The 16,884-nt window shown below is 68.6% G+C and carries 11 protein-coding genes; 9 read left to right on the forward strand and 2 right to left on the reverse strand.

Annotated features, from left to right (window positions below; all coding sequences use genetic code 11):
* Window positions 1–71: 71 nt before the first annotated feature.
* Both TSO5_RS12185 and TSO5_RS12190 read left to right on the forward strand, forming a co-directional pair.
* Entirely contained in the window at window positions 72–551 is a 480-nt protein-coding gene (locus TSO5_RS12185; RefSeq protein WP_109151840.1) for a hypothetical protein, read from the forward strand.
* A gap of 124 nt (window positions 552–675) precedes the next feature.
* Window positions 676–966: a hypothetical protein gene (locus tag TSO5_RS12190; protein WP_109151841.1), complete on the forward strand. Its 291-nt coding sequence runs from the start codon at window positions 676–678 to the stop codon at window positions 964–966.
* 71 nt (window positions 967–1,037) lie between these two features.
* Here TSO5_RS12190 and TSO5_RS12195 read toward each other — a convergent pair whose 3' ends face one another.
* Window positions 1,038–2,057 (reverse strand): purine nucleoside permease, encoded by a 1,020-nt coding sequence (locus TSO5_RS12195; RefSeq protein WP_109151842.1) that lies wholly within the window; start codon window positions 2,055–2,057, stop codon window positions 1,038–1,040.
* A 213-nt stretch (window positions 2,058–2,270) separates the two neighbouring features.
* Here TSO5_RS12195 and TSO5_RS12200 point away from each other — a divergent pair, with 213 nt between their 5' ends.
* The 3 genes from TSO5_RS12200 (at window position 2,271) to TSO5_RS12210 (ending at window position 10,225) form a co-directional block, all read left to right on the forward strand.
* Complete coding sequence (locus TSO5_RS12200) at window positions 2,271–3,434, forward strand: aminotransferase (protein ID WP_109151843.1); 1,164 nt, start codon at window positions 2,271–2,273, stop codon at window positions 3,432–3,434.
* A 278-nt stretch (window positions 3,435–3,712) separates the two neighbouring features.
* Window positions 3,713–5,257, forward strand: coding sequence for an ATP-binding protein (locus tag TSO5_RS12205; protein WP_247870720.1), 1,545 nt, complete (start codon window positions 3,713–3,715; stop codon window positions 5,255–5,257).
* Window positions 5,258–5,443: 186 nt separating this feature from the next.
* Window positions 5,444–10,225: an alpha-2-macroglobulin gene (locus TSO5_RS12210; RefSeq protein ID WP_247870721.1), complete on the forward strand. Its 4,782-nt coding sequence runs from the start codon at window positions 5,444–5,446 to the stop codon at window positions 10,223–10,225.
* 69 nt (window positions 10,226–10,294) lie between these two features.
* Here the strand turns inward: TSO5_RS12210 and TSO5_RS12215 are convergent, their stop codons facing one another.
* Entirely contained in the window at window positions 10,295–10,483 is a 189-nt protein-coding gene (locus TSO5_RS12215) for a hypothetical protein (protein WP_109151845.1), read from the reverse strand.
* 336 nt (window positions 10,484–10,819) lie between these two features.
* Between TSO5_RS12215 and TSO5_RS12220 the strand changes: the two genes are divergently transcribed.
* From TSO5_RS12220 to TSO5_RS12235, 4 genes are read left to right on the forward strand one after another with little or no spacing between them, the layout of a single operon-like run.
* A complete protein-coding gene (locus tag TSO5_RS12220) occupies window positions 10,820–11,311 on the forward strand; it encodes a MerR family DNA-binding transcriptional regulator (protein ID WP_109151846.1) in 492 nt (163 codons plus the stop codon).
* Complete coding sequence (locus TSO5_RS12225; protein WP_109151847.1) at window positions 11,308–12,444, forward strand: thiolase family protein; 1,137 nt, start codon at window positions 11,308–11,310, stop codon at window positions 12,442–12,444. The genes TSO5_RS12220 and TSO5_RS12225 overlap by 4 nt, the downstream gene beginning before the upstream one ends.
* 26 nt (window positions 12,445–12,470) lie before the next feature.
* Complete coding sequence (locus TSO5_RS12230) at window positions 12,471–14,810, forward strand: 3-hydroxyacyl-CoA dehydrogenase/enoyl-CoA hydratase family protein (RefSeq protein WP_109151848.1); 2,340 nt, start codon at window positions 12,471–12,473, stop codon at window positions 14,808–14,810.
* Window positions 14,811–14,826: 16 nt separating this feature from the next.
* On the forward strand, window positions 14,827–16,617 hold the full coding sequence (locus tag TSO5_RS12235) for an acyl-CoA dehydrogenase C-terminal domain-containing protein (RefSeq protein WP_109151849.1): 1,791 nt from the start codon (window positions 14,827–14,829) through the stop codon (window positions 16,615–16,617).
* Window positions 16,618–16,884: the final 267 nt, after the last annotated feature.

Here is a 16,884-nt window from a genome sequence, read left to right on the forward strand (position 1 = left end):
ACGGGCAGTTCCGTCTTCCCTCCGTCTGGTGTAGGCTTCTCCCCAGGGCTAGAGCCTGACAGGAGGCGGAGATGTCGGTTTGGCGCCGCTATCTGGTAAAGGACGTGACCGGCCGGCTGGTCGATCTGCCGAGCAGCCTGCTTGACCGGGCCGATGACGGCACGGCGCCGCTGCCGCATTTCGCCGGCCGCTGCGTGGAGATGGTGGCGGCGGTGATCGTCGGCGACCGCAAGACCCACGCCCGCGTCACCGAACTGGCCTTCACCAAGCTCTATTTCGACCAGATGGGCTATGTCGACGCCGCCAAGCGCGAGCGGATGATCCGCCTGATGCTGGAAAGCTGCGCCGACCGCCGCTGCCGCCCGCCGCGCCAGGACGTTCCTCAGGACAATTGCGCCCAGCTGTCCCGCCGCGCCGTCGCCGCCCGTGACCAGCTGATCCGCGAATTCGGCTGGGAGCCGAAACCGGCGGAACGCGACGCCGCCCTCAGCCGCCTCGACCCCGCCCGCCTGCGAAGTGCGCCGCCGGAACCGGCGCGCACGCTGCATTGAGGGTCGCCCATACCGGCCCCGGGAAAGGGAGCCGGTTTCCGCAAAGGAGTGGCCCCCCTTTTCGACCCGCCCCTCCCGACCCATATGCAGGCGTACGCAAAGCATGGAGCCTGGCGAACCGCAGATGAGTCCTCCCGATACCGCCCAGACGCTGTCTTTCGCGCGTGTGCGTCAGCTGGCCCTGATCGGCGCCGGATGCACCATCATCCTGCTCGGCGTTCTGCTCGCCCCCTTGCCCGGTCCGGGCGGGCTGCCGGTGATGCTGCTGGGCGGCGTGCTGGTGCTGCGCAACTCCGCCGACGCCCGCCGCCTGTTCGTGCGGTCCAAGCGCCGCTATCCCCGCATGTTCAGCCCGGTCGAGCGCATCCGCCACAAGCTGCGTGCCCGCCGCCTGCGCAAGATGCACGGCGGCTGATTGCACGGCGGCTGATCCGCCCGCGCCTGTCGGGCGGGCGGACTGCCGGACGATGCTTGCGCTGCCCCTTGTTACGGAGCCGGCAGGGCCGGAACGCCGTCCTTCCACTGGTCCCAGTGGCCGACGATGTGGTCGACCATGCGTGACCCGACGAGTTCCACATTCTCGACCGTTTCGGCGAAGCCGCCGGCAGTCTCGCCGGGTTTCGGGTCCAGATGCTGGAGCGTGGTCTCGTTCGGGTTGCCCTGGTCGAAATTGACGGCGCCGCGCAGGCTCATCACCCGGTCGGAGCCCTGCAGCCGCTTGATGACCAGCGTGATTGCCGCCGCCTCCATCTCGGTGATGACATAGTCGTCCGCACCGTAGAGCTTGGCGATGTACTGCGCCTGGGCCGACATGCCGGGACCGTGGAAGAAAGTATCGCCGGTCATGTGCGTGCCGGTGCCTACAAAAGGAGCACGCTGCGCGGTTTCCTGCGGATAGCGCTTGCGGTAGGCACGGGCGGAGTCGCTGTCCTTCAGCGGCGTGTCGGCGGTCAGGCGCATGGCCCAAGACACCAGCGCCGGGTTCATCGGGAACAGCCGCACCGCCTCATAGCCCTTGCGCGGCATGAAGGTCGGCTCGCCCGGCTTGCCTTCCTCCGGTGCCCAGCGGTGGCCCAGATCATAGTCGACCACCCAGGTCGCCCAGTTCACTTCGCCGATGGTGCCGCGTGACGGCGGGGTGCCGGCCACGCCGGTGACCAGAAAATAGGCTTGCGACAGGTCGAGCTGCGGATTCAGCAGGATCGCCTGCATCGAGGCGGAGGAACTGACCTTGCCCATGCCCAGCACCGACCCGCATACGCCGTCGGCGTTGCAGTAGACCGGATTCAGCGCGCCCTTCACCGTGATGGGCTCGGCCGTTTGCCAGTAGCGTTCGTACCAGTGTTGGAACTCGCCGGCGCGGTCCCCGGTGTTCTTGCCGATCTCGAACATCGAGCCGACGAACACCTTGACCTTGATCGGCTCCGCGGCCTGCAGGGAACCAGTCAGCCCGAACAGGAGCAGAGCCGACAAGGCGGCGCCGCGGCAGCGGGAGAACAATGACATCGGACCTTCACTCCTTGGGACAAAAAACGTACCTGAGTATGCAACGTCCATACCATGGCCGTCTCGGTCGCTTCATACGGCTCAGCAAGATTCGTTGGTCTCTCACCGGTCGCCCTGCCGCGCGCCCGCGGTCTGCCTTGCGGAAGCGGGCACTGGACAGCGTCGCCCCGCAGCAGCCATCTTGTGCGTCCGTTCGCATGAGGAGGTATTCCGGTGAAGTCGGGCAACGCGCTCCTGTCCAGCTATGGCACCACCATTTTCGAGGTCATGTCCCGCCTGTCGGAGGAGCATGGCGCGATCAACCTGGGCCAGGGGTTCCCCGACGACCGCGGGCCGGCCGACGTGCTGCAGACCGCGGCCGACGCGATCCTCAACGGGTGGAACCAGTATCCGTCGATGATGGGCACCCCCGAGCTGCGTCAGGCTCTGGCCGCCCATGCCGGCCGCTTCTACGGGCTCGACGTCGACTGGAAGACCGAGACGATGGTCACCTCCGGTGCGACCGAGGCGCTGACCGCCTGCCTGCTCGGCCTGATCAATCCGGGCGACGAGGTGGTGCTGTTCCAGCCGATGTACGACAGCTACCTGCCGATCGTCCGGTTGGCCGGCGGCGTTCCGCGCTTCGTCTCGCTGAAGGCGCCGGACTGGAGCTTCAGCCGCGCCGACCTGGAGGCCGCCTTCTCCCCCCGCACCAAGCTGGTGCTGATCAACGACCCGCTGAACCCTGCCGCCAAGGTGTTCGACCGGGCGGAGCTGGAGTTGATCGCCGAGTTCGTTCAGCGCCACGACGCGCTGGCCGTTTGCGACGAGGTGTACGAACACATCGTCTTCGACGGCCGCCGCCACATCCCGCTGATGACCCTGCCGGGCATGCGCGACCGCTGCCTGAAGATCGGCTCGGCCGGCAAGACCTTCTCGCTGACCGGCTGGAAGGTCGGCTATGTCACCGCCGCCCCGCATCTGCTGCAGCCGGTGGCGAAGGCCCACCAGTTCCTGACCTTCACCACCCCGCCGAACCTGCAGGCCGCCGTCGCCTTTGGGCTTGGCAAGGAGGAGGGCTATTTCACCGGGCTCGCCGCCGGGCTGCAGGCCAAGCGTGATCGGCTGTCGGCCGGCCTCGCCGCGGTCGGCTTCGACGTGCTGCCCAGCGCCGGCACCTATTTCGTCGCCGCCGACATTTCCCGCTTCGGATTCGACGGCGACGATCAGGCCTTCTGCCGCTGGCTGGTGGCCGAGGCGAAGGTCGCGGCCATCCCCGTCAGCGCCTTTTTCGTGGAGAATGCGCCGACCAATGTCGTGCGCTTCTGCTTCTCCAAGAAGGACGAAGTGCTCGACACCGCCATCGAGCGGCTGCGGAATCGTTTCGTGTCTCGATAGAACTTCGTACATATCAATATTTCATAGGCCAACTGTTCGGATATTTGACAAGTCTTAACCGATCGGCGCGATGATCGGCTCCACCCCCACCGATCTCCGCCGAAGGCGCGGGCCGGTGCGGGGGCCGGTGGAACGGCGGAGCGCAGGTCATGCCACGACTCCCGACCTTTCGGTTCCCCTCTCTCAGGACGCCGTCCTTCCGGGCCCCATCTTTCCGGATTGGCGTCCTGACGGCGGCTGCCCTGGCCATTGCCGGAGTGTGGGTCGGCTACGTCGTGATGGCCGCCTCGATGCTGGAAACCCAGACGCGGGATGCGCTGGCGAATGCCGAGGCGACGGCGCGCGCCTATGAAAGCAGCACCAGCCGCACCCTGCACGATGTCGACACCACGCTCCGCTCCTTCGCCGAGCGTTATGCCGATGGCGGGCTGGCCCGTGCCCGCCGCATCATCGACGACGGGCTCTATGACACCGCCCTGATCCATTACGTCTCGGTCTTCGGCCCCGACGGCGCCCAACTCTTCCGCAGCCAGGGAAGCGGTCCCCCCGAAAAGCTGGAGGACGAGGCCCTGTTCGCCTATCACCGGATGGAGGGTCGGGACCGGATGACGGTCGGTCCGCCCTCCGCCGGATCGGCGGCCGGCCGGCCGCTGCTGCGCCTGTCCCGCCGGTTGAACGATGCGGCCGGCGGCTTCGCCGGGGTGGTGGTTGCCAACGTCGATCCCAGCTTTCTCTCGGGCTTCTACCGGCAGGCCGATGTCGGCCGGAACGGGGTGGTGACCCTGGTCGGGCTGGACCGGATCATCCGCGCCCGCGGCTCCAAGGACGGGCACGACGCCATCGGGCTGTCCATTTCCGGCTCGGCCCTGTGGGAGGCGGCGCGGCGGTCGCCGACCGGTATCTACTGGCAGGACAGCATCGCCGACGGCTTCCGGCGCGCCTACGCCTACCGGCCGGTGGAAGGCTATCCGCTGATCCTCAGCGTCGGCATCGCCGTGACCGACCTCGAGGCCGCGGTCGCCGGCTTCCGCAGGCAGATGCGGATCATCGCCGTCCTGCTCAGCGTCTCGGTCCTGCTGGTCGCCGCCCTGCTGCTGGTCCAGCACCGCAACGCCGAACGGCTGGCGGCGGCGCTGGCGGTCAACCGCGATTTCCTGGCCCGCGTCAGCCACGAACTGCGGACGCCGCTGAACGCCATCATCGGCTTTTCCGAGATCATCAAGGACCGGATGTTCGGGCCGGACGCCGGCGACCGCTATGCCGACTATGCCGGCGACATCCACGCTTCCGGCCAGCATCTGCTGACGCTGATCGACGACATCCTCGATCTGTCGCGGCTCCAGGCCGGCAAATTCGCCCTGCTGATGGAGGATGTCGACCCCGTCGCAGCCGCCGAATGGGCCATCCGCATCGTCACCCCCCAGGCGGAGCAGAAGTCGATCCGGCTGGAGATCAACCGCCCGCCGACCCCGACCCCGGTGCGTGCGGACGAGCGGGCCCTGAAGCAGATGCTGCTGAACCTGCTGGGCAACGCCCTGAAATTCACCCCGGAGAACGGGCGCGTGCTGGTCAGCATCGGGCGCGGGGTCCATGGCCGCTGCATCGTCCGCGTCACCGACAACGGCATCGGCATGACGGCGGAGGAACTGCGCCAGGCCTCCATCCCCTTCGGCCAGACCTCCGCCCTCACCACCCATCCCGGCCGCGGCACCGGTCTCGGCCTGCCCATCGTCAAGTCGCTGATCGAGGCGCATGGCGGCAGCCTCCGCATCGACAGCCGCCCCGGCCAGGGCAGCCAGATCACCCTGGAATTCGCGGCCTGATCCACAGGTACGTTGCCGATCCGGCCCGCAACCAGGGCGATCTTCGCGGCGGTGCCGCAAAGCCATGGCGAAACCCCCGCCGCTTGGGCATACTCCGCGCCGGTTTTGTCCAGGTCCGAGCCGACGCCAGGGCTGTCCCCGGCCGCGTGCTTCCGGACCCACCCGCGGAATTGGGGCCTGTCCAGAATGTTGCGTGCGCTGGCGCGTGTCTGTGCCGTTCTTGTCGCGTGCTCCGGCACGTTCACCGCATCCCAGACCCTCGCCGCCGATCCCCCGGCCGAGCCGGTGCCCTTCGGCGTGTCCAGCGTCGAGGTGGTGGCGGAGCGCGATACGCCGCAGGCCTGCTTCACCTTCACCGACCGGCTGGAGCGTTCGCGCGCCGTCAACTACCGCGACTATGTGGCGGTGGAGCCGGCGGTGGACGGCGCCGCCATCGCCCGCGACCGCACGCTCTGCGTGGAGGGGCTGCACCATGGCGAGACCTACCGCGTCACGCTGAAGGACGGGCTTCCCGGCGCCGACGGCAAGCGGCTGCCGGCGGCCGACACCCGCGAGGTGCAGGTGCCCAACCGCAAGCCTTCGCTCGCCTTCCGCGGCGCCGGCTACATCTTGCCGCGCGTGGGGTCGGACGGCCTGCCGCTGCGCTCGATCAACCTGGACCGGGCGAAGCTGCAGGTGCTGCGCATCGCCGACCGCGCGCTGGTCGAGAAGATCTATTTCGGCCGCATCACCCAGCAGATGACCGATTACGACATCGGCGAGATCTTGGACAAGTCGGGCCAGGAGGTGTGGCGCGGCGAGATCGGCATCGGCAACCAGCCGAACCGCACCGTCACCACCGCCTTCCCGATCGACGCCGTGCTGGGCAAGCTGGAGCCGGGCGTCTACGTCGCGGTTGCCGGCGCGGACGAAATCAAGCCGGGCGGCTGGGACCGCAAGGCGACCCAGTGGTTCGTCGTCTCCGACCTCGGCCTCAACACCATCCTCGGCGAGGATTCGCTGGTGGTCTTCGCCCGTTCCGTCCAGAGCGCCGCGCCGGCCGCCGGGGTGGAGCTGCGTCTGGTCGCCCGCAACGGCACCGAGCTGGGCCGCGTCCAGACCGGCGAGGATGGGCTGGGCCGCTTCGACCTCGCGGCCCTGCGCGCCGCCGGGACGGAGCCGGTGCAGGCGCTGTTCGCCGCGCGCGGCGACGGCGACTTCGCCGTTCTGGACCTGACTGCCGGCGGAGCCCCGCCGGCCGACACGCCGGACAAGCCCGCCACCGTCGTCCGCCCGGCGGCCAATGGCCTCGACGCCTATCTCTACACCGAGCGCGGCATCTACCGGCCGGGCGAGACGGTGCAGCTGACCGCGCTGCTGCGCGACGCCGACCTGAACCCGCCGCCGGCCGGCAAGCAGCTGACCATCCGCGTCCTGCGCCCCGACGGTTTCGAGGTGGAGCGGCGCGGCCTGACCGACAGCGGGGCCGGCGGCTATGCCACCCGCATCGACCTGCCGATGAACGCCTATCCCGGCAACTGGATCGTCACCGCCCATGCCGAGCCGGACGGCCCGGCCATCGGCAAGGCCGAGTTCCTGCTGGAGGATTTCGTGCCGCCGCGGCTGGACGTGGCGCTCGCCTCCCCGACGACGGTGCTGGCGTCCGACGGCGAGGCCGACATCGCGCTCGACAGCCACTATCTTTATGGCGCGCCGGCTTCCGGCCTGCCGGGCGAACTGACGGTGACGCTGCGCGCCGCCGCCAACCCCTATCCCAACCTGCCGGGCTATCATTTCGGTCTGGTGCAGGAGGACGTGAAGCCGGCCCGCGCCGACCTGCCGGGCTTCATCACCGATTCCAACGGTTCGGCCCGCCTGAAGGTCAAGCTTCCGCGCCCGCCCGACAGCACCCGCCCGCTGGAGGCGGTGGTGCGCGCCACCCTGTTCGACCTCGGCGGCCGTCCGGTCGGCCGCGACTTCGTGCTGCCGGTGCGCCACCAGTCCTTCGCCATCGGCATCAAGCCGCGCTTCGAAGGCGACGGCGTGCCGGAGGGGGCGACCGCCGGCTTCGACGTCATCGCCGTCGGTCCGGATGGCAAGCCGACCGACCACCCCGACCTCTCCTACGAGCTGTTCGAGGAGGAGTATGATTACTCCTGGTACGAGGCCAACGGCCGCTGGGACTACAAGGTCACGGTGAAGGACCAGCGGGTGACCGGCGGTTCGCTGTCGGCCCAGGCCGGCGCGCCCGTCCCGGTCGAAACCCCGGTGACCGCCGGCCGTTACCGGCTGGAGGTGTTCGATCCCAAGACCGGCGTCGCCAGCAGCTTCCGCTTCGCCGCCGGCTGGTGGATGACCCCGACCGCCGGCGAGCGGCCGGATTCCGTCGACGTCTCGGTGATGATGCCGGCCTACCGCGCCGGCGAAAGCGCCTGGGTCTTCGTCAAGCCGCCCTATGACAGTCAGGTTCTGGTCGCCGTGGCCGACCGCGGCGTCTCCTATGCCGTCACCCGCGCCATCGGCACTCAGGGCGCGTTCCTGGAAATCCCGGTCGGGCAGGGCTGGACCAGCGGCGCCCATGTGCTGGCGACCGCCTTCGCCACCTCCGACCCGCAGTCGAAGAAGCCGCCGCGCCGCGCCGTCGGCCTCGCGTGGCTGGCGATGGACAAGGCCCCGCGGACCCTCGACGTCCGCCTCTCCGCCCCGGCGGAGACGGAGCCGCGCCGCGCCATGACCGCCGACATCACGGTGGACGGCGTCGCCGAGGGCAAGCAGGCCTTCGTCACGCTCGCCGCCGTCGACGAATCGGTGATGCAGCTGACCGACCAGCCCTCGCCCGATCCGGCCCGCCATTATCTGCGCAAACGTCCGCTCAGGGTGGAACTGCGCGACTCCTACGGCCGCCTGATCGATCCGGCCAGCCTGGACGCCGCCCGTCCGCCGGCCCAGCCGACGCCGCGCCTGCGCCAGATCGCCGGGCTGGTACCGCCCAAGTCGGAACGGGTGGTCTCGCTCTATTCCGGCATCCAGACCGTCGGGGCCGACGGCAAGATCGCCATTCCCTTCGATCTTCCCGACTTCCAGGGCCGCCTGCGCCTGATGGCCGTCGCCTGGAGCGAGGGGCGGATCGGCCATGCCGAAAGCCAGATGCTGGTCCGCGATCCGGTCGTCGCCGACGCCGTGCTGCCGCGCTTCCTCGCACCCGGCGACTCGGCGCAGGTCCTGCTGTCGCTCGACAACCTGAATGGCCCGTCCGGCGATTACACCATGACCCTGACCGCGGAGGGCGCCGTCGCCATCGCCCAGTCGGAGTCCGGCAACGAACTGGCCGTTCCGAAGCTGGCGCGCGGCAAGCGGGCGACCGCCGGCCGGGTGCTGACCGCCACCGGGGTCGGATCGGGCCATGTCACGCTCGATGTCACCGGTCCGGAGGGCGTCCGCGTCACCCGCCGCTGGGACGTGACCGTCCGCCCGGCCACGCCGCCGGTGTCGCGCCGCAACACCGCCGCGCTGCCGACCGACAAGAGCCTGACCATTCCCGCCGACATCACCGCCGGCCTGCGACCGGAAACCCTCTCGGTCGGCGCGGTCGTCGCACCCCTGCCGGACCTCGACGTGGCGGGTCTTCTCTTCGCGCTCGACCGCGCGGCAGCGGGCGGGGCGGAGCAGACCGCCAGCCGCATCCTGCCGCTGCTGTCGATGAGCGACGTCGCCGCCGGCCTCGGTATCGCGCCGGAGGACCGCATCAAGGCCCGTGTCCAACGCAGCGTCGACCGGCTGCTGACCTTCCAGAGAATTGACGGCGCCTTCGCCGCTTGGTCGCCGAAGGGGGAACTCGATCCCTGGCTGACCGCCTACGCCGTCGATGTGCTGGGCCGTGCCAAGGCGGCCGGCTACCGCGTCCCCGACCAGCCCTATCGCAAGGGTCTGGACTGGCTGAAGCAGGCCATCGACAACGCCTGGGTCGAGACCGCCGACCTGCCGGGCCGCGCCTATGCGCTCTATGTGCTGGCGCGGGCGAAGATGATCGATGCCGGCGCCGTGCGCTATTTCCGCGAGAACTATTGGGACCGGCTGCAGACTGACTTCGGCCGGGCGCAGGTCGCCGCCGCCACCGCCGTGCTGGGCGACCAGCCGGGGGCGACGGAGGCCTTCTCCAAGCTGACCGGCGCGCGCATGGTCACCGCCAGCCTGCGCGACCAGGGTTCCTCCCTGCGCGACGAGGCCGGCGTGGTGGTGCTGATGGCCGAAAGCGGGGCGGTGGACCGTGACCGCATCTTCCAGGCGGCTGACCGGGTGGCCAAGACCTTCGCCGCCGTCCGCACCACGAACCCGCAGGAACAGGCCTGGCTGCTGCTGGCGTCCAAGGCGCTGATCGACCGCGCGGCGCCGATGAAGCTCGCCATCGGCGACCAGACGGTGGAGAACGCCAAGCCGCAGATCCTGCCCGTCGACCCGGCCGCCCCGCCCGCCATCCGCAATCTCGGCGGCGAAGTCCGGCAGACGGTGTCGGTCGCCGGCGTGCCCGACCAGCCGGCCGGCGCGGAGGAGCAGGGGATGACCATCCGCCGCCGCCTGTTCGACATGGCCGGCCGTCCGGTCGATCCGGCCGGCATCCGCCACAATGACCTGCTGGTGGTGACCCTGGAGGGTGAGGCCGGCGATCCGCTCGACCATTCGGTGCTGGTCAGCGACCCGCTGCCGGCCGGCTTCGAGATCGAGAATGTCCGCCTCGCCAACAGCGGCCAGCTCGGCAAGCTGTCCTGGCTGGGCGACCTGTCGGCCGTCCGCAATGTCGAGTTCCGCGACGACCGCTTCCTGGCGGCGGTTGACCTGCCGAAGGCGGCCCCCCGCTTCCGGCTGGTCTATCTGGTCCGCGCCGTGACTCCCGGCGACTTCGCGGTCCCCGGCGCCCAGGTTCAGGACCTGCAGCGTCCCCACCTGTCCGCCCGCACCGCCGCATCCCGGCTGCGCGTGCTGCCGGAGTGACGCAGGCAAGGCGGACGGGGGCCGGCAACGGCGCCACCGTCCGCCTCAAATGCCTAAAGCCTTGAAAGTCTAAAGATAGCTCTGCTCGCCCCGGTGGTGCTCCCGCCGGCGGGCGAGCAGGGTCAGGGCCGCGACCACCACCGCGAAGCACAAGGTCAGCAGCAGGTAGAAGGCCAGTGCAAGGCCGACCGTCATGGTGCCGATCAGCACCATGGCCAGTATCCAGACGCCCAACGATACGATGGCGCGCGCCGACATGGGTTGTCTCCTGTCCCCTGTCCCGATTTTCCCAAAACCTTGAAATTTGTCGCGGCCTTCTGGCCGTCTGTCCGGCGCCGCACCCCATCCCCATATCGACCAGGGAGATGGGCGGATGCGTCCGCTCACCGCAAAGCCTGCCACAGCCGCCACCCGTGCGGGGGCGTGGCATCCTGTCACTGCGCGGGCGCGCCGCACCCGTTAGTGACTGAACAGTTCCGGCCAACCAGTTTTCCAGGCGGTTCGGCAAACTGGTTTGCGTGGTCAACAAGTCTGTTGACAGCAAGGGGCACCTACCTTACCTTTACGTAAACGTCAGGGAAAGGAGCGGACAGCGTGGATCGGCTTTCGGTCGGCAAGGGCATGATGGACGGCGGGGAGGATGCGGGCGACGACCTGATGTCCGGCCCGCGCCTCGCCATCGGCGAACTGGCCGGGGAGTTCGGTCTGACCCACCGCACCATCCGCCATTACGAGGATGAGGGACTGCTGTCGCCCGAGCGGATCGGCAGCGCCCGTGGAAGCGCCCGTGTCTACGGCCACCGCGACCGCGCCCGGCTGGCGCTGATCTGCCGGGGCAAGCGGCTGGGTTTCAGCCTCGCCGAGATCAAGGATTTCCTGAACCTCTACGACACCGACGACGCCCAGATCGAACAGATGCGCTACATGCGCACGATCGCGCGCCGGCGGATTTCCGCGCTTGAACAGCAGCTCGCCGACGTCAAACAGACACTGTCGGAGCTGTGCACCATCGACACCCAGATCTCCGAGCATCTTCGCCGCAACGGCATCACGGAGACGCAGGACATGGAGGAGAAGCACTCATGAAGTCGGTCGTCATCGCCGGTTATGCCCGTTCGCCCTTCGCCTTCGCCCACAAGGGCGAGCTGACCAAGGTCCGCCCCGACGATCTGCTGGCCCGCGTCATCGCGGCGCTGGTCGAGCGCACCGGCCTGAAGACCGACGACATCGAGGATGTGATCGTCGGCTGCTCCTTCCCCGAAGGCGAGCAGGGGCTGAACGTCGCCCGCAGCATCTCCTTCCTGGCCAAGCTGCCGCAGACCGCGGCGGCCACCACGGTCAACCGCTATTGCGGCTCCTCCATGCAGTCGATCCATCAGGCGGCGGGCGCCATCCAGATGGGCGCCGGCGAGGTGTTCATCTGCGGCGGCGTCGAGTCGATGACCCGCGTGCCGATCATGGGCTTCAACCCGATGCCGAACCCGGCGCTGAAGGCCTCCTATCCGGAAGCCTACTGCTCCATGGGCATCACGGCGGAGAATGTAGCCCGCAAATACGCGATCTCCCGCGCCGAGCAGGAGGCGCTGGCCGTCGCGTCCCACGCCAAGGCGGCGGAGGCCCAGGCCGCCGGCCGCATGGCTAACGAGATCGTCGGCATCCAGACCCCGGCCGGTCTGGTCGACAAGGACGGCTGCATCCGTCCCGGCACCACCGCCGAAGGCCTGTCGGGCCTGAAGCCCGCCTTCATCGCCGACGGCACGGTGACCGCCGGCACCTCCTCGCCGCTGACCGATGGCGCTTCGGTCGTTCTGGTGACGACGGAGGAGTATGCCCGCGCCAACGGCCTGCCGATCCTGGCGAAGATCCGCTCGGTCGCCGTCGCCGGCTGCGCGCCGGAGCTGATGGGGCTGGGTCCGGTCCCGGCCACTCGCAAGGCGCTGGCCCGTGCCGGGCTGTCGATCAACGACATCGACATCATCGAGATCAACGAGGCCTTCTCGTCCCAGGCCATCGCCTGCATGCGCGACCTCGACATCGACCCGTCGCGCATCAACCCGGACGGCGGCGCGCTGGCGCTCGGCCACCCGCTGGGAGCCACCGGCGCCCGCATCACCGGCAAGGCCGCGGCGCTGCTGAAGCGCGAAGGCAAGCAGTTCGCGCTGGCCACCCAGTGCATCGGCGGCGGTCAGGGCATCGCCACCATCCTGGAAGCGGTCTGACGAACGGGATCGGGGAGGAAACGACCATGAAGATCGAACGCGCCGCCGTGATCGGTGCGGGCGTGATGGGCGCCGGCATCGCCGCCCATTTCGCCAACGCCGGCATCCCCTGCGTCCTGCTCGACATCCCAGCGAAGGAGGGTGCCGACCGCAGCGCCATCGCCAAGGGCGCCGTGGCGAAGATGCTGAAGACCGATCCGGCCCCCTTCATGCATCCCAAGAACGCCAAGCTGATCACACCCGGCAATCTTGAGGATGACCTGAACCTGCTGGCCGACGTCGACTGGATCGTCGAGGCCATCGTCGAGAACCCGGCGATCAAGGCCGACCTGTACAAGCGTATCGATCCGGTGCGCAAGGCGGGCTCGGTGGTGTCGTCCAACACCTCCACCATCCCGCTGGCGGTGCTGACGGAAGGCCAGAGCGAGCAGTTCGCCAAGGACTTCCTCATCACCCACTTCTTCAACCCGCCGCGCTACATGCGGCTGCTGGAGATCGTCGGCGGCGCCCATACGCGTCCCGACGCGCTGGCCGCCATCGCCGACGTCGGCGACCGCCGGCTCGGCAAGGGTGTCGTTCACTGCAAGGACACGCCGGGCTTCATCGCCAACCGCATCGGCGTCTTCTGGATCCAGGCGGCGGTGAATGCCGCGGTCGATCTGGGCCTGACGGTGGAGGAGGCGGACGCTGTCGGCGGGCGTCCGATGGGCATCCCCAAGACCGGCGTCTTCGGCCTGATGGACCTCGTCGGGCTGGACCTGATGCCGCACATCGCCAAGAGCATGTCGGCCACCCTGCCGGCGGGCGACGCCTATCGCGGCCAGATGCGCGAACACCCGGTCATCACCAAGATGATCGCGGAGGGCTACACCGGCCGCAAGGGCAAGGGCGGCTTCTACCGCATCAACAAGGCCGGCGGCGGCAAGGTAAAGGAGTCGGTCAACCTGCAGAGCGGCGAATACGCCCCGTCGGAGAAGGCCCGGCTGGACAGCGTGTCCGCTGCCGGCCGCGACCTGCGCAAGCTGTGCGAGCACCCGGACAAGGGCGGCCGCTTCGCCCGCCGCGTCCTGGCCCAGACGCTGGCCTATGCCGCCAGCCTGGTGCCGGAGATCGCCGACAGCATCGTGGCGGTCGATGAGGGCATGCGCCTCGGCTACAACTGGAAGCAGGGTCCGTTCGAGCTGATCGACCGGCTGGGCACCGAGTGGTTCGCCGAGCTGTGCCGCTCGGAAGGCATTCCGGTTCCGGCCCTGGTCGAAACTGCCGCCGGCCGTCCCTTCTACCGGGTCGAGGGCGGCAAGCTCCAGCACCTGACCACCGCCGGCGTCTATGACACGGTGGTGCGTCCGGACGGTGTGCTGCTGCTGTCGGATATCAAGCGCGCCGCCGGCAAGCCGGTGTGGAAGAACGGCTCCGCCAGCCTGTGGGACATCGGCGACGGCGTGTTGTGCGTCGAGTTCACCAGCAAGATGAACGCGGTCGATGCCGACATCATGGCCTCCTACGAGAAGGCCATGCGCCTGATCGGCGATGGCAAAGGCGACTGGAAGGCCCTGGTCATCCACAACGAGGCGGATAATTTCTCGGTCGGCGCCAATCTGGGCCTCGCCCTGTTTGCGCTGAACATCGGCCTGTGGCCGCAGATCGAGGAGATGGTCGAGGGCGGCCAGCGCACCTACCGCGCGCTGAAATACGCGCCCTTCCCCGTGGTGGCGGCGCCCAGCGGCATGGCGCTCGGCGGCGGCTGCGAAATCCTGCTGCATTCCGACCATGTCCAGGCCCACGCCGAGACCTATGTCGGCCTCGTCGAGGTCGGCGTCGGCCTGATCCCGGCCTGGGGCGGCTGCACCGAGATGCTGGCCCGCCATCAGGCCAACCCGAAGGCGCCGCGCGGGCCGATGCCCGGCATCGCCAAGGCCTTCGAGATCATCAGCACCGCCACCGTCGCCAAGTCGGCGGCCGAGGCCAAGGAACTGCTGTATTTCCGCGCCTCCGACGGCATCACCATGAACCGCGACCGCCTGCTGGCCGACGCCAAGGCCAAGGCGCTGGAACTGGCGGCCGACTATACCGCGCCGGAGAAGACCACGGCCTATGTCCTGCCCGGCCCCAGCGCCAAGGCGGCGATGGAGCTGGCAGTGGAGGGCTTCGCCCTGCAGGGCAAGGTCACGCCGCACGACAAGGTGGTCTGCGCCGCGCTGGCCGAGGTGCTGAGCGGCGGCGAGGAGGCTGATGTCTCCAAGCCGGTCGGCGAGGATCATGTCCTCCGCCTGGAGCGTGAGGCGTTCATGGGTCTTGTGCGCACCGGCGGCACCATCGACCGGATCGAGCACATGCTGCTCACCGGCAAGCCGCTGCGGAACTGAGGGGGAGGAACGAGAGATGCCGATCTACAAGGCTCCGCTTGAGGATGTGCGCTTCGTCCTGGACGAGATCGTCGGCCTGGACAAGCTGTCGGCCCTGCCGGGTTACGAGGACGCCACGCCGGAACTCGTCGGCCAGGTGCTGGAGGAAGGCGCCAAGCTGTGCGAGGAGGTGCTGTTCCCGCTGAACCAGTCCGGCGACGGCGAGGGCTGCCATTTCGAGAATGGCGAGGTCCGCACGCCCAAGGGCTTCAAGGAAGCCTACGACACCTACATCGCCGCCGGCTGGCAGGGTCTGGCCTGCGACCCGGCCTATGGCGGGCAGGGGCTGCCGAAGCTGGTCAACATCATGCTGGAGGAGTTCATCTGCTCCGCCAACCTCAGCTTCGGCATGTATCCCGGCCTGTCGCTCGGCGCCTACAACGCGCTGGCGATGTATGGCTCGGAAGAGCTGAAGCAGCGTTTCCTGCCCAAGCTGGTCGACGGCACCTGGTCCGGCACCATGTGCCTGACCGAGCCGCATTGCGGCACCGACCTCGGCATCATCCGCACCAAGGCGGTGCCGGACGGCGAGGGCGGCTACAAGATCACCGGCACCAAGATCTTCATCTCGGCCGGCGAGCATGACCTTACCGAGAACATCCTGCATCTGGTGCTGGCCCGCCTGCCGGACGCCCCGGCCGGGACCCGCGGCATCAGCCTGTTCCTGGTGCCGAAGTTCTTGGCCCGCGCCGACGGCACGCCGGGCGCGCGCAACGGCGTCGCCTGCGGCTCCATCGAGCACAAGATGGGCATCAAGGCGTCCTCGACCTGCGTCATGAACTTCGAGGACGCCACCGGCTGGCTGGTCGGCGAGCCGCACAAGGGCATGCGCGCCATGTTCGTGATGATGAACGCGGCCCGTCTGGCCGTGGGCATCCAGGGGCTGGGGTTGGCCGAGGTCAGCTATCAGAACGCCGTCAACTATGCCCGCGAGCGGCTCCAGGGCCGGTCGCTGTCGGGGGTGAAGGCGCCGGACAAGCCGGCCGATCCGATCATCGTCCATCCGGACGTGCGCAAGAACCTGCTGACCGCCCGCGCCTTCACCGAAGGTGCGCGCGCTCTGGGCGCCCTGACGGCCTACAAGCTCGACGTGGCGGAAAAGCACGCCGACGCCCGCACCCGCCGCGATGCCGACGAGTTCGTCCAGTTGATGACGCCGATCGTCAAGGCGCTGTTCACCGACATCGGTTTCGAGTCGGCCAACATCGCCGTGCAGGTCCATGGCGGCCACGGCTTCATCTGGGAGACCGGCGTCGAGCAATATGTCCGCGACGCCCGCATCTGCCAGATCTATGAGGGCACCAACGGCATCCAGGCGCTCGACCTCGTCGGCCGCAAGCTGCCGCAGGACATCGGCCGGCTGCTGCGCCACTTCTTCCATCCCGTCGGCCGCGACATCGAGGCGGCGATGGAAAAGGACGAGCTGGGCGAGTTCGTGATGCCGCTGGCCAAGGCCTTCGCCAAGCTGCAGCAGGCCACCGCCCTGATCGCCCAGAAGGGCCTGAAGGATCCGGAGGAGGCCGGTGCCGCCGCCAGCGACTACCTGCGCCTGTTCGGTCTGGTGGCGCTGGGCTGGAGCTGGCTGACCATGGTGGAGAAGGCGCAGGCCAAGCTCGCGGCCGGGGAGGGCAATGCCGCCTTCTATGAGGCCAAGATCAAGACCGCCCGCTTCTATATGGCCAAGCTGCTGCCCCAGACGAACAGCCTGTTCATCACCATCGCCGCCGGCGCCAAGCCGCTGATGGAGCTGGAAGAGGCCGCTTTTTAACAGACCTGTCGATCCGCGTCCTATCGTCCTCCGGGGCGCGCAACTTCAAAGCCGGTCGGGTGCCAGAAATTGGCGCCGGCCGGCTAATTTTTTAGATATTTCAAGATCCAGTGACGCATTCGCATATTGACCTAAAATTGTCATAGCGCTTTAGAAATATCACTCCCGGGAAGTGTTGCCTCCCTCCGCTAGGCCATCGGAGCGGTGACAAAAGTTAATTTCCGGTTGTCGGTCCTCGTCCCTGCGTGTTACATCTCAATAGAGATT

Origin of the sequence: Azospirillum sp. TSO5, from assembly GCF_003116065.1 — a bacterium.
Lineage (GTDB): Bacteria > Pseudomonadota > Alphaproteobacteria > Azospirillales > Azospirillaceae > Azospirillum.

What these genes read in the sequence shown, in the direction of transcription:
- TSO5_RS12230 (WP_109151848.1), top strand. Translation starts at nt 12,471, where the DNA reads ATGAAGATCGAACGCGCCGCCGTGATCGGTGCGGGCGTGATGGGCGCC.
- TSO5_RS12190 (WP_109151841.1), top strand. Translation starts at nt 676, where the DNA reads ATGAGTCCTCCCGATACCGCCCAGACGCTGTCTTTCGCGCGTGTGCGT.
- TSO5_RS12215 (WP_109151845.1), bottom strand. Translation starts at nt 10,483, where the DNA reads ATGTCGGCGCGCGCCATCGTATCGTTGGGCGTCTGGATACTGGCCATG.
- TSO5_RS12185 (WP_109151840.1), top strand. Translation starts at nt 72, where the DNA reads ATGTCGGTTTGGCGCCGCTATCTGGTAAAGGACGTGACCGGCCGGCTG.
- TSO5_RS12235 (WP_109151849.1), top strand. Translation starts at nt 14,827, where the DNA reads ATGCCGATCTACAAGGCTCCGCTTGAGGATGTGCGCTTCGTCCTGGAC.
- TSO5_RS12210 (WP_247870721.1), top strand. Translation starts at nt 5,444, where the DNA reads ATGTTGCGTGCGCTGGCGCGTGTCTGTGCCGTTCTTGTCGCGTGCTCC.
- TSO5_RS12205 (WP_247870720.1), top strand. Translation starts at nt 3,713, where the DNA reads ATGGCCGCCTCGATGCTGGAAACCCAGACGCGGGATGCGCTGGCGAAT.
- TSO5_RS12195 (WP_109151842.1), bottom strand. Translation starts at nt 2,057, where the DNA reads ATGTCATTGTTCTCCCGCTGCCGCGGCGCCGCCTTGTCGGCTCTGCTC.
- TSO5_RS12225 (WP_109151847.1), top strand. Translation starts at nt 11,308, where the DNA reads ATGAAGTCGGTCGTCATCGCCGGTTATGCCCGTTCGCCCTTCGCCTTC.